The sequence below is a fragment of the Amycolatopsis sp. NPDC051371 genome (assembly GCF_040682155.1).
Taxonomy (GTDB): Bacteria; Actinomycetota; Actinomycetes; order Mycobacteriales; family Pseudonocardiaceae; genus Amycolatopsis.
In genome coordinates, this window is sequence record NZ_JBFBAG010000016.1 from 82,085 (window position 1) to 105,259 (window position 23,175).

27 protein-coding genes are annotated in these 23,175 nt (G+C 72.2%); 14 read left to right on the top strand and 13 right to left on the bottom strand.

The features are described 5' to 3' along the window. Positions 1–62 precede the first annotated feature (62 nt). Both AB0M59_RS20885 and AB0M59_RS20890 read left to right on the top strand, forming a co-directional pair. A complete protein-coding gene (locus AB0M59_RS20885; RefSeq protein WP_364617275.1) occupies positions 63–245 on the top strand; it encodes a hypothetical protein in 183 nt (60 codons plus the stop codon). Then, positions 242–2,359: a TOMM precursor leader peptide-binding protein gene (locus tag AB0M59_RS20890; protein ID WP_364617277.1), complete on the top strand. Its 2,118-nt coding sequence runs from the start codon at positions 242–244 to the stop codon at positions 2,357–2,359. The genes AB0M59_RS20885 and AB0M59_RS20890 overlap by 4 nt, the downstream gene beginning before the upstream one ends. On the opposite strand, the gene AB0M59_RS20895 is transcribed toward AB0M59_RS20890, so the two are convergent. Beyond that, positions 2,356–3,558, bottom strand: coding sequence for a PHB depolymerase family esterase (locus AB0M59_RS20895; RefSeq protein WP_364617279.1), 1,203 nt, complete (start codon positions 3,556–3,558; stop codon positions 2,356–2,358). The genes AB0M59_RS20890 and AB0M59_RS20895 overlap by 4 nt on opposite strands. A 189-nt stretch (positions 3,559–3,747) precedes the next feature. On the opposite strand from AB0M59_RS20895, the gene AB0M59_RS20900 reads away from it, so the two are divergent. After that, entirely contained in the window at positions 3,748–5,076 is a 1,329-nt protein-coding gene (locus AB0M59_RS20900) for a tannase/feruloyl esterase family alpha/beta hydrolase (protein ID WP_364617491.1), read from the top strand. 96 nt (positions 5,077–5,172) lie between these two features. Here AB0M59_RS20900 and AB0M59_RS20905 read toward each other — a convergent pair whose 3' ends face one another. Then, a complete protein-coding gene (locus AB0M59_RS20905) occupies positions 5,173–6,123 on the bottom strand; it encodes a glycoside hydrolase family 6 protein (RefSeq protein WP_364617281.1) in 951 nt (316 codons plus the stop codon). Between the two features lie 246 nt (positions 6,124–6,369). On the opposite strand from AB0M59_RS20905, the gene AB0M59_RS20910 reads away from it, so the two are divergent. Together AB0M59_RS20910 and AB0M59_RS20915 are read left to right on the top strand one after the other, a co-directional pair. Next, the gene (locus AB0M59_RS20910) at positions 6,370–6,843 is read left to right on the top strand and encodes a hypothetical protein (RefSeq protein WP_364617283.1); all 474 of its coding nucleotides are present in this window, start codon (positions 6,370–6,372) and stop codon (positions 6,841–6,843) included. Positions 6,844–6,914: 71 nt separating this feature from the next. Then, positions 6,915–7,499, top strand: a complete 585-nt coding sequence (locus AB0M59_RS20915; RefSeq protein ID WP_364617285.1) for a dihydrofolate reductase family protein — start codon at positions 6,915–6,917, stop codon at positions 7,497–7,499. Here the strand turns inward: AB0M59_RS20915 and AB0M59_RS20920 are convergent. From AB0M59_RS20920 to AB0M59_RS20930, 3 genes are read right to left on the bottom strand one after another with little or no spacing between them, the layout of a single operon-like run. Beyond that, positions 7,474–8,469 (bottom strand): hypothetical protein, encoded by a 996-nt coding sequence (locus AB0M59_RS20920; protein WP_364617287.1) that lies wholly within the window; start codon positions 8,467–8,469, stop codon positions 7,474–7,476. The two genes, AB0M59_RS20915 and AB0M59_RS20920, sit on opposite strands and share 26 nt — an antisense overlap. Next, positions 8,466–9,707 carry an MFS transporter gene (locus AB0M59_RS20925; protein ID WP_364617289.1) on the bottom strand — a complete coding sequence of 414 codons (1,242 nt, stop codon included), beginning with the start codon at positions 9,705–9,707 and terminating at the stop codon, positions 8,466–8,468. Before AB0M59_RS20925 ends, AB0M59_RS20920 begins: the two co-directional genes overlap by 4 nt. 5 nt (positions 9,708–9,712) lie before the next feature. Beyond that, positions 9,713–10,585 carry an alkaline phosphatase family protein gene (locus AB0M59_RS20930; protein ID WP_364617291.1) on the bottom strand — a complete coding sequence of 291 codons (873 nt, stop codon included), beginning with the start codon at positions 10,583–10,585 and terminating at the stop codon, positions 9,713–9,715. A 236-nt stretch (positions 10,586–10,821) separates the two neighbouring features. Here AB0M59_RS20930 and AB0M59_RS20935 point away from each other — a divergent pair, with 236 nt between their 5' ends. From AB0M59_RS20935 to AB0M59_RS20960, 6 genes are read left to right on the top strand one after another with little or no spacing between them, the layout of a single operon-like run. Beyond that, complete coding sequence (locus tag AB0M59_RS20935) at positions 10,822–11,079, top strand: hypothetical protein (protein ID WP_364617293.1); 258 nt, start codon at positions 10,822–10,824, stop codon at positions 11,077–11,079. Further along, positions 11,076–12,149 carry an FAD:protein FMN transferase gene (locus AB0M59_RS20940; protein ID WP_364617295.1) on the top strand — a complete coding sequence of 358 codons (1,074 nt, stop codon included), beginning with the start codon at positions 11,076–11,078 and terminating at the stop codon, positions 12,147–12,149. The genes AB0M59_RS20935 and AB0M59_RS20940 overlap by 4 nt, the downstream gene beginning before the upstream one ends. Next, complete coding sequence (locus tag AB0M59_RS20945; protein WP_364617297.1) at positions 12,146–12,715, top strand: ferric reductase-like transmembrane domain-containing protein; 570 nt, start codon at positions 12,146–12,148, stop codon at positions 12,713–12,715. The genes AB0M59_RS20940 and AB0M59_RS20945 overlap by 4 nt, the downstream gene beginning before the upstream one ends. After that, on the top strand, positions 12,712–13,842 hold the full coding sequence (locus AB0M59_RS20950) for an NADH-ubiquinone oxidoreductase-F iron-sulfur binding region domain-containing protein (protein ID WP_364617299.1): 1,131 nt from the start codon (positions 12,712–12,714) through the stop codon (positions 13,840–13,842). The genes AB0M59_RS20945 and AB0M59_RS20950 overlap by 4 nt, the downstream gene beginning before the upstream one ends. Next, complete coding sequence (locus AB0M59_RS20955) at positions 13,839–14,033, top strand: ferredoxin (RefSeq protein WP_364617301.1); 195 nt, start codon at positions 13,839–13,841, stop codon at positions 14,031–14,033. Before AB0M59_RS20950 ends, AB0M59_RS20955 begins: the two co-directional genes overlap by 4 nt. A gap of 54 nt (positions 14,034–14,087) precedes the next feature. After that, positions 14,088–14,861 carry a Sir2 family NAD-dependent protein deacetylase gene (locus AB0M59_RS20960; RefSeq protein WP_364617303.1) on the top strand — a complete coding sequence of 258 codons (774 nt, stop codon included), beginning with the start codon at positions 14,088–14,090 and terminating at the stop codon, positions 14,859–14,861. 398 nt (positions 14,862–15,259) lie between these two features. Here the strand turns inward: AB0M59_RS20960 and AB0M59_RS20965 are convergent, their stop codons facing one another. After that, positions 15,260–15,640 carry a MerR family transcriptional regulator gene (locus tag AB0M59_RS20965; RefSeq protein WP_364617305.1) on the bottom strand — a complete coding sequence of 127 codons (381 nt, stop codon included), beginning with the start codon at positions 15,638–15,640 and terminating at the stop codon, positions 15,260–15,262. A 73-nt stretch (positions 15,641–15,713) separates the two neighbouring features. On the opposite strand from AB0M59_RS20965, the gene AB0M59_RS20970 reads away from it, so the two are divergent. Next, positions 15,714–16,049, top strand: coding sequence for a hypothetical protein (locus AB0M59_RS20970; RefSeq protein ID WP_364617307.1), 336 nt, complete (start codon positions 15,714–15,716; stop codon positions 16,047–16,049). Here AB0M59_RS20970 and AB0M59_RS20975 read toward each other — a convergent pair whose 3' ends face one another. Then, positions 16,050–16,631 (bottom strand): TetR/AcrR family transcriptional regulator, encoded by a 582-nt coding sequence (locus AB0M59_RS20975; RefSeq protein WP_364617309.1) that lies wholly within the window; start codon positions 16,629–16,631, stop codon positions 16,050–16,052. A gap of 49 nt (positions 16,632–16,680) precedes the next feature. Here AB0M59_RS20975 and AB0M59_RS20980 point away from each other — a divergent pair, with 49 nt between their 5' ends. Beyond that, positions 16,681–17,553 (top strand): SDR family oxidoreductase, encoded by an 873-nt coding sequence (locus tag AB0M59_RS20980; RefSeq protein WP_364617311.1) that lies wholly within the window; start codon positions 16,681–16,683, stop codon positions 17,551–17,553. Positions 17,554–17,559: 6 nt separating this feature from the next. On the opposite strand, the gene AB0M59_RS20985 is transcribed toward AB0M59_RS20980, so the two are convergent. Continuing rightward, positions 17,560–18,765: a glycosyltransferase gene (locus AB0M59_RS20985; RefSeq protein WP_364617313.1), complete on the bottom strand. Its 1,206-nt coding sequence runs from the start codon at positions 18,763–18,765 to the stop codon at positions 17,560–17,562. Between the two features lie 128 nt (positions 18,766–18,893). Next, complete coding sequence (locus AB0M59_RS20990; RefSeq protein WP_364617315.1) at positions 18,894–20,372, bottom strand: aldehyde dehydrogenase; 1,479 nt, start codon at positions 20,370–20,372, stop codon at positions 18,894–18,896. A 121-nt stretch (positions 20,373–20,493) separates the two neighbouring features. Between AB0M59_RS20990 and AB0M59_RS20995 the strand changes: the two genes are divergently transcribed. Continuing rightward, the gene (locus tag AB0M59_RS20995) at positions 20,494–20,817 is read left to right on the top strand and encodes an STAS domain-containing protein (RefSeq protein ID WP_364617317.1); all 324 of its coding nucleotides are present in this window, start codon (positions 20,494–20,496) and stop codon (positions 20,815–20,817) included. Here AB0M59_RS20995 and AB0M59_RS21000 read toward each other — a convergent pair. The 4 genes from AB0M59_RS21000 to AB0M59_RS21015 all read right to left on the bottom strand — a co-directional run bounded on the left by AB0M59_RS21000 (position 20,814) and on the right by AB0M59_RS21015 (position 23,125). After that, positions 20,814–21,122, bottom strand: a complete 309-nt coding sequence (locus tag AB0M59_RS21000) for a protease inhibitor I42 family protein (RefSeq protein WP_364617319.1) — start codon at positions 21,120–21,122, stop codon at positions 20,814–20,816. The two genes, AB0M59_RS20995 and AB0M59_RS21000, sit on opposite strands and share 4 nt — an antisense overlap. Continuing rightward, positions 21,119–21,532, bottom strand: a complete 414-nt coding sequence (locus AB0M59_RS21005) for a hypothetical protein (RefSeq protein ID WP_364617321.1) — start codon at positions 21,530–21,532, stop codon at positions 21,119–21,121. Before AB0M59_RS21005 ends, AB0M59_RS21000 begins: the two co-directional genes overlap by 4 nt. Positions 21,533–21,541: 9 nt before the next feature. Further along, positions 21,542–22,672: a C1 family peptidase gene (locus tag AB0M59_RS21010; RefSeq protein ID WP_364617323.1), complete on the bottom strand. Its 1,131-nt coding sequence runs from the start codon at positions 22,670–22,672 to the stop codon at positions 21,542–21,544. 141 nt (positions 22,673–22,813) lie between these two features. Then, positions 22,814–23,125: a hypothetical protein gene (locus AB0M59_RS21015; protein WP_364617325.1), complete on the bottom strand. Its 312-nt coding sequence runs from the start codon at positions 23,123–23,125 to the stop codon at positions 22,814–22,816. Positions 23,126–23,175: the final 50 nt, after the last annotated feature.

The window sequence follows — 23,175 nt, forward strand, 5'->3', positions numbered from 1 at the left end:
CGTCCGGCCCTGGTGGGAGCCCGGCGACCGGGCGAAGATGCGGACGGACGGAAGGAGAACTCGTGAACGAGTTCGCAAGTGCGCTGACGGCGGCGTTCGGGACCGGTCCGGCCGACGTGCCCGGGCTGACGGTCGTCCCGCTGGACGGCCGCGCGACGGCCGGGACCCAGCTGTTCTCCCTGGGTGACGGATCGGTCAGCCCCTGCCTGACCGACGGCCCGGAGCGGGGTACGGCCACGGGGTGACCGACCCGGTCGGGTTCAAGCGGCACCTGAGCACGGCGGTGGTGCCCGGCGACGCGGTGTACGTGCTGTCCGAAGACGGCGCCACGGCGCTGAGCGGGCCGCACGTCGAGGCGCTGGCGCCGTTGCTCGACGGCACCAGGAACTTCGCCGCGCTGCGCCGTGACCTGCCCGGCGACGTCCCGGCCGACGCGGCCGCCGGAGTGCTGAACCGGCTGGCCGAGGAGCAGTTGATCGGCCTGCGGACGCCCGGCGCGGACCCGGCGGCGGCAGCCTATTGGGACGCGATGGGCGTCGAACCCGTGTCCGGCACGGTCGCGCTCGTGGGCGCGGACCCCGCCGCGGCCGGGGTTTTCCGCGCGGCCGGGCTGACGCTCGTCGACGGGCCCGCGGATCTGTCCGTGGTGCTGTGCCGGGACTACCTCGACCCGCGACTGTCCGAAGTGGACGCCGAGCACCGCGTCACCGGACGTCCGTGGCTGCTTGCCAAACCGGTCGGCGCGCGGGTGTGGATCGGCCCGTTCTTCACCCCCGGCGACGGCCCCTGCCGGCACTGCCTGACCACGCGGCTGTGGGGCAACCGCGCGGCGGAGGCACACGTGCGGGACGCGCTCGGCCTGCCCGGCCCGGTGCCGCGTCCCGAGGTGACGCTCCCGCCGCTGTCCGCCGTCGCGCTCAACCTCGTCGCGCTGGAAGCGGTCAAGTGGCTGGCCGGGCAGCGGTATCCCGGTCAGCGGGCACTGTGGACGTTCGACAGCCGCGACCTGACCGGCGAACGGCACGAGGTGCGCGCCCGTCCGCAGTGCGCGTCCTGCGGCGATCCGGAGCTGGTGCGCGAGCGGACGCGCCGGCCCGTGGTGCTCGACCAGGCCGGGCGCCGCGCGCTGTCGCCGGAGCGGGTGCTGGAGACCTACCGCCACCTGGTCAGTCCGCTCACCGGCGTCGTCAAGGAGCTGCGACGCGACCCGCGCGGGCCGGCGTTCTTCAACTCGGTCCGCTCGGGGCCGAACGTCGCGCTGGGGCGGCGGGGCGTGGCACAGCTCGGCGCGGCGCTTCGCGCGGAGAACGGCGGCAAGGGCGCCACGCCGCTGGAAGCCGAGGTCAGCGCGTTGTGCGAAGCCCTCGAACGCCACAGTGGCCAGTACGACGGTGACGAGGAACGGGTGCGCGGCAGCTTCCGTTCGCTGGGTGACCGGGCCGTGCACCCCGACACCTGCCAGCTGTTCCACGAGCGCCAGTACGCCGATCGGGCGCGCGGCAACGCGAGCCACGGTCCGTTCCAGTTCGTCTGCGAGCCCTTCGACGACGACGCCGCACTGGACTGGACGCCGGTGTGGTCGCTGACCCGCGGCGAGCACCGGCTGTTCCCGACCGGCCTGCTGTACTTCGGCGCGCCTCGGCCGCCGTCGGTCGTCGCCGACTCGAACGGCAACGCCGCGGGCGGCACCCTGGAAGACGCGGTGCTGCACGGGATGCTCGAAGTCGTGGAACGCGACGCCGTCGCGCTGTGGTGGTACAACCGCACCCGGCAGCCGGGCGTCGACCTCTCCGGCGACCCGTGGATCGACGAACTGCGCGAGGTCCACGCCGGGCTGGGCCGCGAGGTGTGGGCGCTCGACGTGACGTCCGACGTCCGGGTGCCGGTGCGGGTCGCGCTGTCCCGGCGTACCGACGGATCTGAAGAGATCATGCTGGGCTTCGGCGCACACCCCGACCCGGCCGTCGCGCTGCGGCGGGCGTTGACCGAGCTGAACCAGCTGCTGCCCGCGGTCCTCGCCGGCCGGCTCGGCGACGACCCGGACGCGGTGCGATGGCTGCGGGACGCGTCGGTGGCCGAGCACTCCTACCTGCTCCCGGACCCGGACTTGCCCGCGGTGGGCCACGCGCACCCGGCGGATGTCCGCGCGGAACTCGAGCGGGCCGGGCTGGAGGTGTTCGTGCTCGACCAGACCCGGCCGGACATCGGCCTGCCCGTGGTCAAGGTGCTCGTGCCGGGGATGCGGGGGCTCTGGGCGCGGTTCGCGCCCGGCCGGCTCTACGACGTGCCCGTGCGGCTCGGCCGGCTGACCGAGCCGCACGCGTACGACGACCTCAACCCGATGCCGATCTTCCTCTAGCACTGCCCGTCGGCGAGGACCCAGTAGCCCGACGACGTCTCGCGCAGGGCGTGCGTGGTGAACGTGTTCCACAGGCCCATCGCCTGGTTGGAGCCGTTCGCGTAGGTCTGGCCGGCGCTCTGGTGCGCGCGGCCCGCCTGGGTGTGGGCGTAGTTGCTGGCGTTCACGCAGGCGCCCGCGGGCGGGGTGGTGGTCGTGGTCGTCGGCGGTGCTGTCGTGGTGGTCGGCGTGGTCCCGGATCCCTTGTCCAGCCCGAAGAACAGGCCCGTGTAGTAGCTGGAGCAGATGCCCGCGAGGAAGTACGCGCCGGTGCTGCCGCACTGCGTCGCGCCGGTGCCCGGGTCGACCGCGGTGCCGTGGCCCATGCCGGCGATCGAGTACAGCTGGACCTTGTCACCGTAGTTCGTCAGCGTCGTGCCGCCGGGCAGGGACTGCGTGCTCGTCGGCGTCTGCGAGATCCCGTGCACCGCGGTCCACTGGTCGCGCAGCTCGGTGCCGTTGACCGGGTAGACGGTGTAGTCGCCGGTGCCCTGCCAGATCGCGACGCGCGGCCACGGCCCGCTGTAACCGGGGTACTGCGCCTTGACCTTCGACGCCCACTGCGCGGGCGTCAGGTTCTGGTTGTTCTGCTGGCAGCTCGACGCCTGCGTGATGCTGGTCGCGCACTGCGCGGGCAATCCCGCATCGATGCCGCCGCCGGCGAAGACGTCCGGGTACGCGGCGAGCAGGTCCGCGGTCATGCCGCCGCCGGCCGACAGGCCCGTGACGAACACTCGCGAGCGGTCCGAGCCGTGGTCGCCGATCGCCTTGTCCACCATGGACTTGACCGATGCGGCCTCGCCCTTGCCGCGCGTGTCGTCGGCGGGGTCGAACCAGGTGAAGCACTTCAGCGAGTTGTTCGCGGTGGACGTCTGCGGGAACACGACTTCGAACCGCCACTTGTCGGCCAGCTCGGGCCAGCCGGAGTGGGCGTAGTAGTCGGCGGCGCTCTGCGTGCAGCCGTGCAGGGCGACGACCACCGGGCGGCCGGCCTCGAGCCCGGACGGTGTGTAGGTGTACATCGCGAGTGCGCCCGGGTTGGCGCCGAAGTTCGAGACCTGGACCAGGGACGAGGGCGGTGGATCGGCGCTCGCCACCCCGACGGTGGTGAGCACGGCGGCGGTGATCGCGGCGAGTCCGGCGAAGGCGAGCTTGCGCATGGGGGAGTCCTTCTCGTCGTTGAGAGGGTTTCCAGCGACGCTAGGTCGGCTCGCCGGTTCGGACCATGTGGCCGTCCACCACATCCCCGCGGCGATTCATGGTGACCGTCGGGGTGGCTCTGGCCGGGCGCACGCGCTTGGGTTCTGTTCCATCGAGACCGGAGGTGAACCGTGCGCAGATGGCTGGTTGTGGTTCTGGCGGGGGCGCTCGCGGCGGCGCTGCCCGCATCGGCGTCGGCTTCGGCCGGGCGCTGCCGGGTGGACGTGCCCGGCGCTGAGAAGTCCGTGTCCGCCTGCCTGGCCGACCTGACGACGACCGGCACGCTCGCGTCCGGGCACACCGTCGAGGCCGACTGGGCCGGGCTGACGTCGACCGGGCTGCCGGGGTACGGCCCGGTGCCCGGCGTGCAGGTCGACGGGTACTTCCCGGACACGTCGAAGGCGAACACGAACAACGGCTGGAACCACGACTCGCAGTTCGTGCTGCGCCTGCCGTCGCACTGGAACGGCGGCCTCGTCGTCGCCGGTTCGCCGGGCGTGCGGCGGCAGTACGCGAACGACCGCGCGATCGGCGACCAGGCCCTGGCCGAGGGCTACGCGTTCGCCGCGACCGACAAGGGCAACACCGGCGCCGCGTTCTACGACGACGGCGTCCGGCCGGGCGACGCGCTGGCGGAGTGGAACACGCGCGTCACGCAGCTGACGCTGGCCGCTCGTTCGGCGGTGGCTCAGCACTACCGCCGTCCGGTGACGCGGACGCTGGCCGCCGGGCTGTCCAACGGCGGGTACCTCGTGCGGTGGCAGCTGGAGAACCGGCCGTGGCTCTACGACGGGGGCGTCGACTGGGAGGGGACGCTGTGGCGTGCCGATGGACCGAACTTGCTCACGTTCCTGCCGCCGGCTCTTCGCGCGTATCCCGCCTACGCGGCCGGGTCGTCAGCGGCGCACCAGTCCATTTTGGACGCCGGGTTCGCGCCGGGGTCGGAGTTCTTGTGGGACTACCACTACCGCGTCTACTGGGACCTGACCCAGCGGATCTACCGGGAGGAGGTCGATCCTTCGTTCGATGGTTCTCTTGCGGCCGGGATTCCTTTCTGTGCTTCGGGAACGCCTTCATGTGACGCGGACTATGAGTACTCTTCGCGGCCCGCTTCGGTGGCGCGGGCGGTGGAGCGGATCTCGCTGACCGGGCGGATCGGGAAGCCGCTGCTGACGCTGCACGGGACGCTGGACACGCTGCTGCCGATCACGCGGGACTCCGATGTGTACGACCGGATGATCACTTCGGCCGGGCGCGGGTCGTTGCACCGGTACTACCGGGTGGTCGGGGGCAACCACGTCGACGGGCTGGTCGATCAGTTCCCGGACCAGCTGCGGCCGCTCGGGCCGTGCTTCCGGACGGCGTTCGACGCTTTGGGCGGGTGGCTGCGCGGGGTCCGTCCGCCGGCTTCCGGGACGATCGCACGTCCGGCCGGCGCTACCCCGGCGGACCTGGCGCGCAGCTGCTCGCTGGGTTGAGCCCGAGCGCCCCAATGTGGCCTTGGTTGCGTTGAACGCACCCAAGGGGCCCTTCGGTGCGTTGAACGCACCGAAGGCCACATTGGGGCGCTTTGGTCAGTCGCCCTGGATCAGGTGATCGGCCAGCGCGGGACTGAACGTGCCCGCCGGAATGCCCGCGCCGTAGCCGCAGTTGCCGTCCGAATCGCCCGGGACCTTGATCCACAGCTGCATCTCCGGCCCGCCGCCGAGCTGGGACGGTGCTCCCAGCTTGCGCTTCGGCGGGTTGCACCACTCCGAATCCGTGCCGTGGCCGTTGCCGTTGCGGCTGGTGTCGACGACGAACGGCGCCGCGTACCCCAGGGCCGCGTCGACCGCCTTGCCGTACGTCGTCGAGTCCGCGGTCGTGTAGAAGTTCGACACGTTGAGCACGAACCCGTGGATCGACCGCACACCCGCCGACTTCAGCCGCGAAGCCATCGTGGCCGCCGGGATCCACGTCGCGTTGCCGCCGTCCATATACGCCCACGTGCTGGGCGCTTTCTGCGCGAACTGGCTCGCCGCGTAGTTCAGCAGGTCGAGCCGGGTCTGGCGGGCGGCGCCGGGCAGGCAGTCGAGCTGGGCGAGCGCGTCCGGCTCGATGATCACCACCGCCGGCTTGCCGCCGATGCCGTCGGCGAACGCGGCGATCCAGTCGCGGTAGGCCTGCGGGCCGCCCGCGCCGCCGGTCGACTCGCCGCCGCAGTCGCGACCGGGGATGTTGTAGGCCACCAGCACCGGCAGCTTGTCGGCGACGTCGGCGGCGTAGGTGAACTCGTCGACCGCCGCGCGGACGTCTCCGCTCCAGTTGCCGAACCACCGGGCGCCCGGCTTCCTCGCGATGGACGCCTTGATCGAGCCCGCGAGGCTGTCGTCCGGGTGGGCGCGGACCCACGCGGCCGCGTTCGAGTCCGGGTCGACGTAGAAGCCGTTCGTCTTCTCGAGCGGGTTGCCGCCGGCGGCGAGCGCCGGGGACGCGAGCCCGGTGAACGCCAGCGTCGCGGCCACGAGGAAGGTCGTAATGCGCATTCCGCGAGTTTGCCGCGGCGGCGTACACGAGGTGTACAAAAAAGAAAAGTGAACCGGACGCCGCCGGCGCCCGTACTACTGGGTGAGGGGCTTGTTCCGGCTACCCGAAAACCGGTTCCGACCTGCTGTTTCACCCTCCGGACGGGCCACCCCGTTCGGCCGCTTGCGGGAGCGTTGCCCGTCGTTCATGATGGGGTTCCGGGGTCCGCGAAACATTCGTTCACGTCGAATATCCAGGTGTCGGCCATGCTTCGGAAGAACCGCAAGTCCGGAAGTGAACGCCATGCTGCTACCCGTCGCCGGGGCCTCCTGATGGCCGCGGACCTGTCCGGTTTCGCCATCATCGCCGGCCTGCTGCTGCCGGCGCTCGCCGCCGCGGCCTGGGCCGTCGCGCTCGAACGCCGGCCACGCCGGGCGTCCGTCACAGCGGACCCCGACGAGGAGCCGGACTGGACGGTGGCCGGCATCCAGGCCCGCCTCCGCTTCGAGCAGTCGGCGCGACGGCTCGCCGAAGCGGGCACGATCGCGCTGCCGACGCTCCCGATCCCGGAACAGCTGGGCCGGGACACGTCCCCGGACCGGCTGCCGTGGCGGGTGCCGCGCACGATCCCGCCGACCCGCCCGCCCTCGGGCCGTTTCCTGGTGCCCCGGCTGGCGTTCGCGGCCCCGGACAACGAGCTGATGCACCGCATCCTCGAGGGTCTGCGCAAGCTGGACTGACCCGGCTGTCGATCCGCGGCTCCGCCGTTCGTACAGGAGGTGACCCGCCACCTGAACGAAAGGGACACCCGATGCGTTCGATCAGCGTCACCATGAGCGTCACCCTCGACGGCGTCGTGCAGGGCCTCGGCCGGCCCGACGAGGACACCCGCGGCGGCTTCGCCCACGGCGGCTGGGGCAACCGGTACCAGGACGACGTCATGGCCCGCGAGATGGGCCAGGGCATGAGTCGCGCCGGGGACATGCTCTTCGGGCGGCGGACCTGGGAAGACTTCATCGGCGCCTGGGCCGGGCGCGAGGACGGCAACCCCTTCACCGCCCATCTGGACGCCGCCACCAAGTACGTCGCCTCGACCACCCTCGAGGACGCCGACGCCTGGCAGAACTCCGTGCTGCTCGCCGGGGACGCCGAGAAGACCGTCGCCGAGCTCAAGGACCAGCCGGGGAACGACCTGTCCGTCATCGGCAGCGCTTCGCTCGTGCACTCCCTGCACGCCGCCGGCCTGGTCGACCGCTACACGCTGCTCATCCACCCCTTGACCCTCGGTACGGGCCTGCGCCTGTTCGAGGGGCCGGCGCCGCTCACCGAGTTCACGCTCACCAGCAGCGTCCCGACCACGAAGGGTGTGATCATCGCCCGGTACGAGCGTCGCTGAGCGCCGCGGGGGACTCCGCCTCCGGGATCAGCAGCCGGGCCGCGCCGGAGCCGTCGGCCGGGACCGACCAGACGTCCGCGTGGCCCGGCTCGCGGGGCACGCCGTAGCCGATCGTGTGGTCGTCGAGCCACGCCGGCTGGTCGTCGACGCTGCGGGTCTCGGCCAGCGGCGTCGCCTTCGACGTCGCCAGGTCCAGTGTGGACAGCCGCCACCCGTGAGCCGGGTCATCGTCCACGGCGGACTTGAACGCTACGCGTGTCTGGTCCGGGGAAAGGGACGGGCACTCGACGTTCTCCCGCAGCGTCCGGATCGTGTGCGCGGCGAAGTCGCCCGCGACCAGGTAGCGGTGGCCGGCGGTCGACATCGTCGCGTAGAAGTGGCGGTCGTCGCGGGTGAACGTGACGCCCCAGAAGTTGAGGTCCGCGGCCTGGTACGGCTTCCCGTCGAGCGTCAGCGCGTAGTCCTCCAGGGTCCCGGCCAGGTCGCCGGTCGCGGTGTCGAGGATGCCGGCGCGGGTGGAGAACATGCCGCCGTTGTAGGAGTCGCCGGTGACGAAGACCGTCCACGCGAGCATCCGGCCGCTCGCCGACACCCGCGCCCGGTTCGGCAGCCCGACCAGCGGGATCTCCCGGCTCACCCCGAGACCCGCGTCGAGCACCGCCAGCTGGTAGGTGGTCAGGTCGCCGTCCTGGCGCAGGCAGAGCCCGGTGCCGCCGGCGGCGTACACCCTGCTGCAGGACAGGGGCGACACGGTCCGCGCGCCGCCGGGGTCGGTGGCGGACACCGTGGCGACGTGCCCGCGGTCGGCGTCGGCGGTGCTGCGGAACAGCAGCCGCGGGCCGGGGGAGAGGCTCACGACGCCGGTGGCCGCGACGTCGTGGCTCCGCGCGCCCGCGAACCCGACGTACGCGACCGCCGCCCCCGCCAGCACGAGCACGCCGACGACGGCGATCAGGATCCGCGTCTTCACGAAGCCGCCTTCCGGGGCGAGAGCACCACGAACGTCACGGCGATCGCGACCACCGCCGCCCCCGCGGCGACGCCGATCGCGAGCCCGGCGCCCCAGAACTGCCAGGCCAGTCCGAAGAGGACGGACGAGGCGAAGTACGCAAGCGCTTGCGCCGTCTGGACCAGGGAGATTCCCGTGGTGCGCAACGACTCCGGCAGCAGCGGGCCGGCCAGCGCCATCAGGACGCCGTCGGTCGCCGCGTAGAACGCGCCGTACAACGCCAAGGCCAGGACGAACAGCGGCCAGCCGGACACCGGCCCGGCCAGCAGCAGGTAGACGAGCGCGAGCGCGCCGTAGCCGGCGAGCACGACCGGCAGCCGTCCGACGCGGTCGGCCAGCACGCCCAGCGGCGCGGCGAGCAGCAGGTAGCTCAGGTTGGTGCCGACCGCGAGCAGCGGGAACCAGCCGGTCGCGATGTCCTCCTTGTGCTGCAGCAGCAGGTAGACGAACCCGTCGCCGACCGTCGCCAGCCCGAGCACGCAGGCGGCCACGAGCAGCCGCCGCACGCCGCTGCCGCGCAGCAGGGCGGCCGCCGCGCGGGGCGAAACCGGGTTCGCGGGCCGCGGGGTCCGGGGGTCGCGGACGAACAGCACCAGCAGCAGCACGCCGATCGCGGCGACGCAGAAGCTGACGACGAACACCGCGTCGAACGCCTCGGGGTTCGTCGCGCCGACCGCGGCCAGCACGGCGAGCGCGACCAGCGGACCGGCGAACGCGCCCATGCTGTCCATCGCGCGGTGCACGCCGAAGGCACGCCCGAGCAGCGGCTCCGGCGTCGACAGGGTGATCAGCGCGTCCCGCGGCGCCGTCCGGAGGCCCTTGCCGGTGCGGTCGAGGGTGATCACGGCGCCGATCGCGGCCGCCGACGCCCCGGCCGCGAGCAGGCCGAGCTTCGCCACCGCCGACAGCGCGTAGCCCGCCCCGGCCACGACCTTGCGGCGGCGGACCCGGTCGGCGACGTACCCGCCGACGATCCGCAGGAGCGCCGTCGCGCCGGTGTAGAGGCCGTCGAACACGCCGTACGCGGCCGGGCCGAGGTGCAGCCCGAGCACGAGGTACACCGGCAGGACGGCGGTGACCATCTCCGAGGAGACGTCGGTGACGAGGCTGACGGCGCCGAGCGCGAAGACGTTCGCGCCGACCGCCGAGAGCTTGCCCTTCGCGGCATGCTCTCGGCGGCCGATGGTGGAGAGGTACACGCGGGTTACTGCCAGACGTCGAGGATCGGCGACTTGCTCGCGGCGCCGCCGATACCCGGCAGGCCGTGGGACGCCTCGATCGTGCGCAGCACGGTGTAGTGGTTGATCGACTCGCCGTAGCTGCCCGGGACGACGTGCGCGCCGGTGAAGCTGGTGAAGATCTGGTTGACCGACGTGCCGCTGTCCTCGTCGAAGGTGGTGATCAGCAGGCTGTTGTGCGTCTTGGCCCACTGGGCGTACGCGTCGAGGTGGTTCTTGAGCCAGGTGTCGCCGGTGCCGACCGAGCAGTCGTGCATGTCGTTGCACATGTCGGGCGTCACGAAGGCGACGGTCGGCAACTGCGTGAAGTCGGTGGGGAAGCTCGAGTAGCGGACGTTGCTCGCGGCCGGGACGTTCGAGAAGTCGACCCAGCTGTTGTGCTTGCGGCGGTAGGTGCCGCTGGAGCAGCCGGTGTAGCCGTCCGAAGGCATGGCCTCGGAGTAGCCCTTGAAGGTCTTGCCGGCGCCGATCAGCTGCTGGCCGAGGTTGGCCTTCGCGCCGAGGTTGGCAGGGCAGGAGTCGTCGGTGACGCCCTGCGTCGCGCCCGAGAAGAGGGCGACGTAGTTGGGCTGGCTCGGATGGGTGATCGCGAAGGAGTTGGTGAACTTCGCGCTCTGCGACGCGAGGGTGTTGAAGTAAGGAGCGCTGGAGCTGCCGTTGATCGAGGAGTACTTCTTGTTCTCGAACATCACGAGGACGATGTGGTCGAACGCCGGCACGGTCGACGCGGCCGGCTGTACCGCGGGCTCGTCCGTTCCGGTGACGACGACCGCGGTGACGACACCGGCGGTGACCAAGGTGGCGGCGGCGAACGCGGCGAAGATCCGCTTGCGGATCATGGGTCCTCCAACGGTGGCGGGTGCGGGCGCCTCATGATGCCCACTCCACGGGGCCGGATCGTGGGCGTGTCGTGGTCCGGTTCGTGAACACCAGGAAACCTCCGGCGGACAACGAAAAGAGTGGGTTAATCGCTTTCCGGTGTCAACCTCCTAAGGTAGGTGTCCACTGTGGACAGCCAGGGACTTGACAGGTCGCTCCCAGGTCGTTCAAAGGAACGGCGCCGAGACTCGGTCCCATGGAACCCACCACGACAGGCGGAGCGGCCCGCCGCCGGCACGGCCGGCGCAAGGCCGCCCTGGTCACGGCGACGGTGGCGGCGCTGGGCGCGGCCGCCGCCGGCGCGATCGGCTTCGGCCTTTCGACGGCGTCGGACACCACGCAGACCAGCACCGACTCGGGTAGCTCCGTCGGCACCCAGGACCAGCTCCGGTCTTCGGACAGCGGCGTGAGCTCCGGCTCGGGCAGCGCGCACACGGGCTCGGGCGCGTCGTGACGACGGCGGCGAGGGCGTTCCGCGCGCTGGGCACGACGGTTTCGGTGGTGGTCACCGACCCTTCGCGGCTTGCCTCGGCGGCTGCGCTCTTGCGCGAGGAGATCGAAGCGATCGACCTCGCGTGCAGCCGGTTCCGGGTGGATTCGGAGATTTCGCGGCTGCACGAGCAGGCCGGACGGCAGGTGCGGGTGGGGGCGTTGCTGGCGGAGGCTTTGGGGGCGGCGTTGCGCGCGGCTCGGTTGACCGGCGGGCTGGTGGATCCGACGGTCGGTTCCGCGGTCCGGGCGCTCGGGTACGACCGGGATTTCGCGCTGGTCGCGGGTGGCGCGGTTGGTTCCGCGGCCGAGACCGGTGCCGGCTCGGCTCGGCTGGGCGGCGGTTCGGTCTTGAATGAGTCATTCAGGACATCCGAAGACCTGAATGAGTCATTCAAGACATTTCACCGGCGCAGCTCGGGCCGCCCGGTCGACCGCACCGCCGCCACCGCGGCCGACCCGGCTCCCGCGCCGGGCTGGCACCGGGTTCTCTTCGACCCCGCCCTCCGCCTGGTCGTCCTCCCGCGCGGCGTCCAGCTCGACCTCGGCGCCACCGCGAAAGCCCTCGCCGCCGATCGGGCCGCGAGCCGGATCCACGCCGCGCTCGGGTGCGGCGTTCTCGTCAACCTCGGTGGTGACCTCCGCGTCGCCGGTCCGGAACCCGCCGGTGGCTGGCAGGTCGCGCTCGGCGATGACCACGCCGATGCCGTCACCCGCCCAGACGCGAGCGTCGCCCTCGACGCCGGCGGCTTGGCCACCTCCGGGACCACCCGGCGACGCTGGCGCCACGCCGGGCGCACCGTGCACCACATCGTCGACCCGCGCACCGGGGATGTCGCGAAACCACTGTGGCGTACCGTCACCGTCGTCGCGAGGTCCACTGTGGACGCCAACATCGCGAGCACCGCGGCCATCGTCCTCGGGGCGGAGGCGCCGGGCTGGCTGGCAGATAGACGGCTGCCCGCGCGGCTCACCTCCGAAGCCGGCGACGTCGTCACGACGCCGGGCTGGCCCGCGGAAAGGCAAGCCGCATGAGCTCCGCCGTCTGGTACTTCAGCCGCGCGACCGGCCTGGTGTCGCTCGTGCTCTTCACCGGCGTCGTCGTCCTCGGCGCGCTCGGCGCCGGCCGGTTCGCGACGCCGGCGTGGCCGCGGTTCACCGTCGCCGCCCTGCACCGGAACCTCGCGCTGGCCAGCCTCGCGTTCCTCGTCGCGCACATCGCGTCGGCGATCCTCGACGGCTACGTCTCGCTGAGCTGGCTCGACGTCGTCGTCCCGTTCGGTTCGGCCTACCGGCCGCTCTGGGTCGGCTTCGGCGCCGTCGCGATCGACCTGCTGCTCGCGATCGTCGTCACCAGCCTGTTGCGCACGCGCATTCCGCCGCGGGCCTGGCGCGCGGTCCACTGGCTGGCCTACCTCTGCTGGCCGGTCGCGCTGGTGCACGGCTTCGGCATGGCCGAGGACGACTCCGCGTACGGCTGGATCGTCGCCCTCGACGTGCTGTGCGTGCTGGCCGTGCTCGGCGCCGCCACCTTCCGGGCGACCCGCCAGGACGCCGACACCGCGACCCGCAAGCTCTCGCCGCTCGGAGGCACCCGATGACCATCCTGCCGCCCCACCGCCTCGACCTGGCCGGCCACCGGCGCCGCAACGGCGTCGTGCCGTGGATCGCCTACCACGGCGACGACGGCCGCGACCGGCTGGTCGAAGCCGCCGCCGCGGCGGACTTGCGCGGCCGCGGCGGCGCGGGCTTCCCGACCGCGGTCAAGCTGCGCGCCGCCCGAAAACCGCGCTCGGTCGTCGTCGCGAACGGGTGTGAAGGCGACCCGCTCAGCCACAAGGACGCCGCGTTGCTGACGCTGTCCCCGCACCTGGTGCTCGACGGCCTGCAACTCGCCGCGCACGCCATCGGCGCCGGGGAAGCCGTTCTCTGCGTGCACGCGGGCAGCCCGGTGCTGCCGAGCGTCTTCGCGGCGCTCGCCGAACGCGACGACCGTGTGCCGGTGCGCGTCGAGGAGATCCCGCGCCGGTACGTCGCCGGCGAGGAGACCGCGCTCGTCCACCACCTGACGTCGGGGGACGCCCGGCCGCTCGGCAAGTCGCCGCGGCCGGACGAACGCGGGGTGCGCGGCCGGCCGACGCTCGTGGACAACGTCGAAACGCTGGCGCAGCTGGCTTTGGTGATCCTTCTCGGCCCGCAGCACTACCGCGCGTCCCGGGCCGACCTGGTCACGGTGACCGGTGCGGTCCGGCGGCCCGGCGTCGTGGAGACGGCGCCCGGTGTGTCCCTGGCGGCGATCCTGGCCACGGCGGGCGGCGAGACCGAGCCGGTTCAGGCGGTGCTGGTCGGCGGCTACGGCGGCCGGTGGACGTCGGATCTGACGCGCGGATTGTCCGGGATCTCGTCGGTGTACGCGCTTCCGGCCCGGGCGTGCGGGCTCGAGTACACGGCGAAGGTGCTGGCGTTCCTGGCGGCGGAGTCGGCCCGGCAGTGCGGGCCGTGCATGTTCGGCCTGCCGGCGATCGCGGCGGACTTCGCGGAACTGCTGCGCGGCGGTCCTTCGACGTCCCGGCTGGCCCGCCGTCTGCCGCTGCTGTCCGGCCGAGGGGCGTGCGCGCACCCGGACGGCGCGGCACGGCTCGCGACGAGTGCGTTGCGGGTGTTCGGCGCCGACGTGGCGGCGCACGCGGCCGGTGGCCGGTGCCGGATCCTGGAGCGTGTGGCGTGAAGGTGACGGTGGACCCGATCGGGTGCCGGGCGCACGGGTTGTGCGCGGACCTGCTGCCGGAGTCGGTGCGGCTGGACGAGTGGGGCTACCCCGTGGTGGCTTCGGGTCCGCTACCGCCCGGGTCGGTGGGGGAGGCCCGGCGCGCGGCGGCCGCATGCCCCGCGCTGGCGTTGCAGCTGCGGAAGGACTGATGGCGAGGGAAAATCCGGTCGTCTCACCGCGGGCTGGTCGTTAACCTCCGGCGTATGAAGCTCATCGACCGGATCCGCGGCGCCCGGCTGATCGGCGTGCTGACCGGCGCGGGGATCTCCACCGCTTCCGGCATTCCCGACTACCGCGGGCCGGACGGGGTCTGGACGCGCTCGCCGAGCGCCGTGAACGCCTTCACGCTGGAGAACTTCATGGCCGACGCCGGGGTGCGCCGGGAGTTCTGGCGCAGCTACGCCGGGCACGCGGCCTGGACCGCCGAGCCGAACGCGGCCCACCGCGCCCTCGCCGGCCTGGATCGTGACGGTGCCGGCGTGCGCGTGCTCACCCAGAACGTCGACGGCCTGCACCAGAAGGCCGGCCTCGCCGCGCGGAAGGTCCTCGAACTGCACGGCACCATGCACACCACGCGGTGCACCGCCTGCCCGGTGCGGCTCCCGACCACCGAAGTGCTGGACCGCGGCGAGGACGACCCGCGTTGTCCGGAGTGCGGCGGGATCCTCAAGCTCGACGTCGTCCTCTTCGGACAGACACTGGACGGCGACGTCCTCGGCCGCGCGCGCCACGTCGCCGCGGCGAGCGAGGTCTTCCTGGCCATCGGCAGCTCGCTGCAGGTGGAGCCGGCCGCGTCGCTGTGCACGGTGGCCGTGCGAGCCGGTGCGACGCTGGTGATCGTCAACCGGCAGCCCACCCCGTACGACGAGAACGCCGCGTTCGTGCTGCGCGAAGACATCGAGACGGTGGTCCCGGAACTCTGCACGGCGGTCGGCGCGGTGGACGGGCGTCGAGTGGGAGACGGCACCGGGGGGTAAGCCGCGACTGGACGGCTCGCCGCCGCATTCGCGGGTTTTCCGAACTCGCCGACCGGATCGGCGCCCGCGACGGTGAAGTGGTCTACGAATCGCACAGACGCTACAACGTCGTTGCCTTCGACCCCGGGCTGTGCGTCCAGACTCTCCGCCCGGGTAGTGAGGAGGAGGTGCGGAGAGTGCTTCTCGCCAAGGCCGCCGAGGCCGGCTTCCGGCACGGGGACCGCTGGAGCTTGCACGGCGACGACTATCGGCTGCAGTTCCGCCTCAGCTTCTGCACCGACTTCCACGCGGTGGACCACTGGGAGCCCGTCCCCGGCGGCCACGTCGTGACGGAGATCCACATCGAGGCGTGGAAGGGCGGCCAGGGGACAAGCCGGTGGTGCGCCGGCGTCGGTGAGTCACGCGAGCTGCCCGTCACCGGTCAGGCGGCAGCAGCCGGCCCGGCAGTCCGCCAGGGAGTCCGCCGCGTTTCGGCGGACGCGCTGCAACTGCGCTATCCGCTCGTCCAGCCGGGCCACGACCGCCTCCAGGCGCCAGCGCTCAGAGGCGCACGTCGCGTCGCCCGTGTCGTGCGCGTGCAGGGCGTCCACCACCTCGTCGAGCGTGAAACCCAAGTCCTGCAACGCCTTCGCCGAGCGGATCCGGTCGGCCGCCGACGGCGGGAACACCCGGTAGCCCGACGGGCGGCGCTCCGCCGCCGGCAACACGCCGCGGCGCTCGTAGAAGCGGACCGTGTCCACGCTGACCTCGGCCGCGCGGGCCACCTCGCCGATCTTCATGTCGCATCTCCCTTGACTCTGGAGTCAGGTCCAGACTCTAGGCTCCGATCATCCGGACGACAAGGAGCGCGTCATGCAGGTTCCGCCCGCCTCGACCCCGATCGCCTGCGACATGTCCACCGCCCGCGACACCCCCGGTGAGCGGCTGGCCGAGTACCGCCGGCTGTTCGCGCAGGCCCTCGTCGCGCGGGAGCGGACCGAGATCGGCATCCGGTTCCGCTTCCGCGCGGAGCCCGGTGTCGAGGACTGGATCCGCGACCTCGCCGCGCGCGAGAAGGCGTGCTGTCCCTTCTTCGGCTTCGACATCGCCGTCGACGCCGACCAGATCCGTTGGGACGCAGCGGTTCCCGACACCGACGAAGCCCGTGCCGTGCTCGAAGAGTTCTATGAACTGAGTCGAAAAGGGTGATCAGCCGGAAACGCCGGACCGGACGGCGTCGACCAGCAGGCGCACGACCTGGTCACCGTCGACCGTCCACTTCTCCTTCGCCAGGTGACCGCTGAGCTCCAGCCCGGCGATCCCGTGCGCGCTCGACATCAGCAGCGCGCCGTAACGGCGTGCGTCGGACTCGCCGACCAGGTCGGCGACGAGGATGAGGAACTCGTTCTCCACGCGAGTCGCGGCCGCGGCGGCCTCCGGGTCGCCGCCGACCGGGGTGCTGAACATCAGCGCGTACAGGTGAGGCTGCCGGCGGCCGACCCCGATGAGCGTCAGCAGGCCGCGCTCGAGCCGGGCGCTCGCGGTGGCGTCGAGGTCGGCGCGCAGCTGTTCGACCTCGTCCGCCACCGAGTTCCAGGCGTCGATGGCGAGTGCGGTCAGCAGGTGCTGCTTGTCCTCGAAGTGCCCGTAGGGCGCGCCGCGGGAGACGCCGGCCCGGGCCCCCACCGCGCGGAGCGTCACCGCGTCGGGACCGCCCTCGTCGAGCAGTTCGGACGCGGCCCGGACGAGGGCGCTCCGGGTCGCAGCGGCGGCTTCGGCTCGCGTCACCATGGCGTGAGCATAGTTGACAGTGTCACATGAGATGCGGATAGTAGTTCATATGACAGTGTCACATCAGATCGAGATCATGGTCGTCACCGGCGCCTCGACCGGCCTGGGTGCCGCCACGGCCCGCGAGCTGGCTGCCCGCGGCTACCACGTCCTCGCCGGCGTCCGCCGCGAAACCGACGCGGCCGCGATCCGGGCCGACGGCGTCGAGCCGGTGATCCTCGACATCACGCGACCCGAGCACGTCGAGGACCTCGCCGAGCGCATCGCCGCCGACCCGGACCGCCGCCCGCTGCGCGCCCTCGTCAACAACGCGGGCATCTCGGTCAACGCCCCCGTCGAGGCCCTTCCCCTGGACGAGTGGCGGCGGCTCTTCGACGTCAACCTGTTCGGGCACATCGCCGTCACGCAGGCGTTGCTGCCGTTCCTCCACCGCAGCCGCGGCCGGATCGTGAACATCAGCTCGGTCGGCGGGAAGGTCGCGATGGCCACCTACGGGCCCTACGCGGGGACGAAGTTCGCGCTCGAAGCGGTCAGCGACTCGCTCCGCCGCGAACTCGCCCCGCACGGCGTGCAGGTCGTGGTCGTCGAGCCCGGCGCCGTCCGGACCGAGATGGGCGACCGCGGCGCCGCCACCGCCACCGGCCTCGCCGAGAAGATGACCCCCGAACACCAGCGGCGGTACGGCGGGCTCGTCCAAGCCGTCGTCGCCCATTCGCTGCGGTTCACCCGGGCGGGCCTGCCTGCGGACAAGGCCGGATCGATCGTCGCGGAGGCCGCCACCGCGCGGCGACCGCGGACCCGCTACACGATCGGCCGCGACGCCGCCCTCCTGACGCGCCTCATCCGCGTCCTGCCCGACCGGATCCTCGACCGCGTCACCGCGGCGACCCTCCGGCCGTACCTGCCCAAAACGGCCGAATAGCTCGGCTCAGGCGGACGCGAGCGGCACCGTCGCCAGCAGGTGGCGCGCCGCGACGCTCGCGCCGTCCGCGCGCACCTGGCCCGAGAACTCCCGCGCCCGCGTCGCCACCTCGGGTCGCAAGGCCGCTTCGAGCGCCGAGGTCAGCGCTTCGGCCGTCGGCACGCCCGGCTCGGTCGCCGCACCGAGACCCAGGTCGCGGACCCGGCCGGCGAAGTAGTGCTGGTCGTACATCTGCGGCACGACCACCTGCGCGGCGCCCGCGCGGGCCGCCGTCGTCGTCGTGCCCGCGCCGCCGTGGTGGACGACGGCCGCGACGCGCTTGAACAGGGCCTGTTGGTTGATTTCGCCGATCCCGAGGCAGTCCGGTGCGCCGTCGGCGACGAGGTCGGCCCACCCGCGGGCGACGACCGCCCGGCGGCCGTGCGCCCGCGCCGCCGCGAGCGCGGCCCCGGCGACCTCGGCCGGTGCGCGCATGCTGCCGAATCCGAAGTACACCGGCGGCTCGCCCGCGTCGAGGAACTCGAGCAGTTCATCCGGCAGCGGCCGCTCGTCCGGCCAGATCCAGGCTCCCGTCTGGACGACCCGCGGGTCGCCCGGCTCGGGCCACGGCGCCAGCGCGGCGTCGGCAGCGAGCCACGGCCGGTCGCCGAACACGTGGCTCGGCAGATCGTCGACCGGGGATTGCCCGGCCGCCGCCCGGTATTCGTTCACCTTGCCGCCGAAAAAGGCGTTCCAGCGCTGCGCGTCCTCGTCCCAAAGGGCGCGGTTTTCCGCCTTTCCGGGCGTCCGCCATGGCATCGGCGGCGGCGCGTGCAGATCGGACGGCAAGGTGATGGGGCAGAAGCTCGCGTAGACGTAGGCGGCGCCCGACCGTTCGGCGATCGAGCGGGTGGCGAACTGCAGGGCACCGCCGGCGACCAGGACGTCGCACCCTTCGGCGGCGACGGCGATCGTCTCGAACTGGGTCACGACGGTGTCCTCGGTGGACTTCCGGATCTGTTCGGGCGTCGGCTTGTCTCGGTGCGCCGACGCCGTCGTGCGCAGCTCGGGACCGATCGGCACGACGTCGAAGCCCAGTTCTTCGAGCCAGTCCCGGAAATCGGGCGGCACGCACAGGCGGACGTCCTGCCCGAGCGCTCTCAGCTCCGAGGCCAGCGCCAGCACCGGCTGCACTTCGCCCCGCGAACCGATCGTGGACAGCAGCACACGCATGAAGGAATCCCCTCGCCGAAAAAGGTGAGCCCGGATTGTGGACCCGCACCGGGGTCTTGCCGCAAGCCCCGGGGTCGGCTATACCTTTAAGTGGGGAAAGGGAAATCCTTCAGTGTTCAGGCGCGCCTTCACCCCAAGGTGAACGGATCCCGCGTGCCGCCGGTCAGCTCGACCCACACCGCCTTGTCCACCAGGTACTCGTCCATCGCGTGGACGCCGTTCTCCCGTCCCAGGCCGGAGTTCTTCACCCCGCCGAACGGCACCGACGGCGCCACGACCCGGTAGGCGTTGATCCACACCGTCCCGGCCTTGAGCTTCGCCGCGACGCGGTGGGCGCGGTGCACGTCCTTCGTCCACACCGCACCGGCCAGGCCGTACGGCGTGTCGTTGGCCAGGCGGATCGCCTCGGCCTCGTCCGTGAACGTCAGCGCCGCCAGCACCGGGCCGAAAACCTCCTCGCGCACGACCGTCGACTCCGGTGTCACCCCGGTCAGTACGGTCGGGCGCACGAACAGCCCGCCCAGCGCCGATTCCGCCTCGCCGCCGCAGACGACCGTCGCGCCTTCGGCCTTCGCCGTCTCCAGGTAGTGCAGCACCTTCTCGTACTGCGGCGCGTTCGCGACCGGGCCCATCTCGGTGTCCGGGTCGTTCGGGTCGCCGAGCCGGATCGCCGCGGCGCGCTCGGCGATCAGGCGAACCAGCTCGTCGTGGACGTCGGCGTGCACGATCAGCCGTGACCCGGCCATGCACGTCTGGCCGGTCGCGGCGAACACGCCGGCGACGACGCCGTTGGCCGCCGCGGCGAGGTCGGCGTCGGGGAACACCACCTGCGGCGACTTGCCGCCCAGCTCCAGCGTCACCTTGTTCAGGTTTTCGGCGGCCGCCACCGCGACCGCGCGGCCGGTGGCGGTCGACCCGGTGAACGCGACCTTGTCGACGCCCGGGTGCCCGGCCAGCGCCGCGCCCGTCTCGCGGGAGAGCCCGGTGACGACGTTGACGACGCCGGGCGGGAACCCCGCTTCGGTGATCAGCTCGGCCAGCCCGAGCGTCGAGACGGGCGAGTGCTCGGACGGCTTCACCACCACCGTGCACCCGGCGGCCAGCGCGGGCGCGAGCTTCCAGGTGAGCAGCAGCAGCGGCGAGTTCCACGGGGTGATGGCCGCGACGACGCCGGCCGGCTCGCGGCGGGTGTAGACGAGGTAGTCCGGGTTCGGGGCCGGGATCTGGCGGCCCTCGATCTTGTCGGCGAGGCCCGCGAAGTAGTGGTACCAGCCGCCGAGCCCGGTGAGCTGGCCGATCATCTCGCGGTAGAGCTTGCCGGAGTCGGCGACCTCCAGCCGCGCGAGCCGCTCGGCGTGCTCGCCGATGAGGTCGCCGAGCCGGCGCAGCAGGGCGGCGCGGGCGAATCCGGTGGTCGCGCCCCACTCGCCGTCGAGCGCCGCGCGGGCCGCCGCGACCGCGTCGTCGACGTCCTCCGGGCCGCCGTCCGGCACGACCGCCCACCACTGCCCGGTGTACGGGTTTTGTGACCCGAACGTCCGCCCGGAACGAGCTCCGACGGCTTTTCCGTTGATCAAAAGAGAAAACCGGGGCAGCGGGTCGCCCATGGGTCCGTCCTCCTCGACGTCGAGCCGTGACGCTCTCAGCCTGCACCCGCCCGGGGGCCTGACGTAACCTTTTGAGAAGAACCCGGACCGGTGGGAAAAACCCGGTCGGCAGGAGGTCAGGATGACACTTCGCAGCGTTCTCCTGGAAGACGAGGTCATCCTGACCGTCGACGGACTCTTCGACGGCGGTCTGGCCCCCGCGTACCACCAAGCGGTCGAAGACGCTTACGCCGCCGGGGCCCGCCGTCTGGTGGTGGACCTGACGATGGCCACGGCGGTCGACGGCGGCGGCGCGGCGGTCCTGGCCGCGACGGCGGCCGGCTGCGCGGCGCGCGACACCCACCTGATCATCGCGATGCCGGGCGGCGTCGAGGCGGAGATCCGGGACCCGGCGCAGGTCAGGCTGCTGTTGCGCAGCTTCGAACCCTGGCAGGACGCCGGCTAGCGCACCCGGACCGTCAGCCGGAACCGGTGCAGCTCGGACCCCGGTTCCCACGGACGGGCGTGGCGCGCCACCAGCGTCGTCTCGCCCGGTGCGTCCGCGTGCAGGACGAAACGGTGCTCGCCGGTGCCGCCGGCCCGGTCCGACGCCGGGTGGAGAGTCTCCTCGACCACCCGCAGCGGCGGCTCCGGACCGTCCAGCACCCACTGGTAGCCGGTGCCCGCGTTCTCGGGCAGCCGCAGCTCCAGCCGCTCGCCGGGCGCGACGTCGGCCGCCGCGCCATCGGCTTCGAGCGTGAGCACCTTCACCAGAGGTAGATCTCGTGGATCAGCCCGTCGGCGGCCTCGGGATACGTGATCGACCCGGCTAACCGGCCCGACGACGCGAGGGCCAGCAGCGCCTCGTGCACGCTGTCGCTGTTCGTCGCGAGACGCTTCCAGCCGACACCGTCGACGTAGGCGTAGCCGTTGCGGTCGGAGTTGTTCGTCCAGAGGGCGAGCACCTTCTTGGTCGACTGCCACGCGGCGGCCGTCGTCGCCTGCGCGGCGGTCTGCGGTGCGCCCGGCGGGCTCAGCGCCGGCTCGGTGGCGGGTTCGACGGTGACCGACGCCGTCGCGGTGTGCAGCTGGTCCGGGGTGAGGGGCTGCGGTGCGTTGTCGGGGCTGGCGGTGGGCGCCACCGCCGCGGGTGCGGCGGACGGGCTTGTCGGTGCGGCCATCTCGCGCTCCTAGAAGACGTAGGTCTCGATGATCGTGCCGTTGTTGTTGAACGCGTTGACCGGACGGCCACCCTGCTTCGCGGCGACGAGCTCGATGAGCATGGCCTTGTTGATCACCTCGTCGTCCGAGGCGAGGTGGAGCCAGCCCAAGTCCTTCAGGTACGCCCAGGTGTTGCGGTCCTGGTCGTTGCTCCACAGGCCCAGTACCGGCGTCGAGCCGGTCCACGAGCGCAGGTTCACCGCGCCGACCTGCTCGACCTGCCAGGTCTCGATGCCGCACTCGCCGTAGCCGATCCGGAAGAAGCCGCCGTCGCCCCAGCTGGTGTTCCAGCTGTTCTTCGCGATCCAGCAGCCCTGGGCGTCGTCGTAGCCCACGAGCGTGACGCAGTGGCCGCCGGCCAGCGCGCCGGTGACGTGGCGGTACACGCCCGACTTGTAGGAGAAGAAGTCCTGGTACACGAGGAAGCACGCGACGAGCGCGCCGCACGCGGCCAGCTTCTCCTTCATCGCCGCCGGGTTGCCGGTCAGCGCGGTGTAGGACGGCGTGGTCGCGAGCCGGTTCGGCCAGTCGGCGTTCAGCTTGGCGCCGGAGCGGTTGCGGGGGCTGTACGGGAAGTAGTCCTCGTAGGTGATGCCGACGTCGTGACAGGCCTTCAGCGCCCGGTCGGGCATCCAGCCGGTGTCGCAGGTCGCGCCGTCGTTCGCGCCGTGGGTGTAGAACAGGTGCGCCTCGGACAGGTCGAGCCTCAGGCCGGGCTGCCCGCGGGTGAACGCGGCGACCGTCTCCATCGTGGCCACCGTGCCGAAGGAGACGCACGAGCCGCAGTCGCCCTGGTCCTTGACCGGCGTGACGTAGTTGGCGCCGCCGGCGTTGCGGCTGTCGAACTGCGCGGGCGCACCGGCTCCGGAAACGGCGCCGGCGCGGGCGGCCTCCCCGGCGGTGAGGGACTTCGCCTGCGTCTCCAGCTCACGCCGTTCGCTCTCCGGCGGCAGCGGCACGCCCAAGCGGTGCCGGCGCTGGTCTTCTTCGAGAATGGTCATGGAGTTCTCGCCCATGACCCAGGGGTGGCCCTGTGCGGCCAGTTCGGTGCGGACCCGGTCGAGCTCGACCGGCGGCGCAGGAGTAGCGGGATCGGCCATGGTGACTCCCCAATCTTGAACGCCCGACGGGCGTTGCGGTGGCCGTGCCCGACCGTTGTACGCCGGGGCCGGGCGAGGTCACCAGGGGTGTCATCCCTTTGCCGAGGAGCAGTTTTGTGGCGTGCGGAAAATGATCTGAGGTCAGGAAATCTCGACGCTCACGCCGGTTTCGGCAGGCGTTTCCCGCGTCAGTTCTTCGGCGAAGATGGAGTCGATCTTCGCGGCCGCGGTCCGCAGTTTCACGACGCCGGCGACGAGCAGCACGAGCGCGGCGACGGGCACGACGAGCAGCACGGGCGGCCAGCCGGCACCGATGACGGCGACGGCGGAGATCACCGCGCACAAGAGGAAGAGCGTCCTGACGGCAACGCGCGGCCACGCGGAGCGGGGCTTGGCGTGCCGGCCGCGCGGTGTTCCGAAAACCGGCCGCACGAGGGCAGCGTGGACACTCATCAAGACCTCCGGAAAGTCGTCGAACCGGCGGGACGGGGATTCCCGGCGGT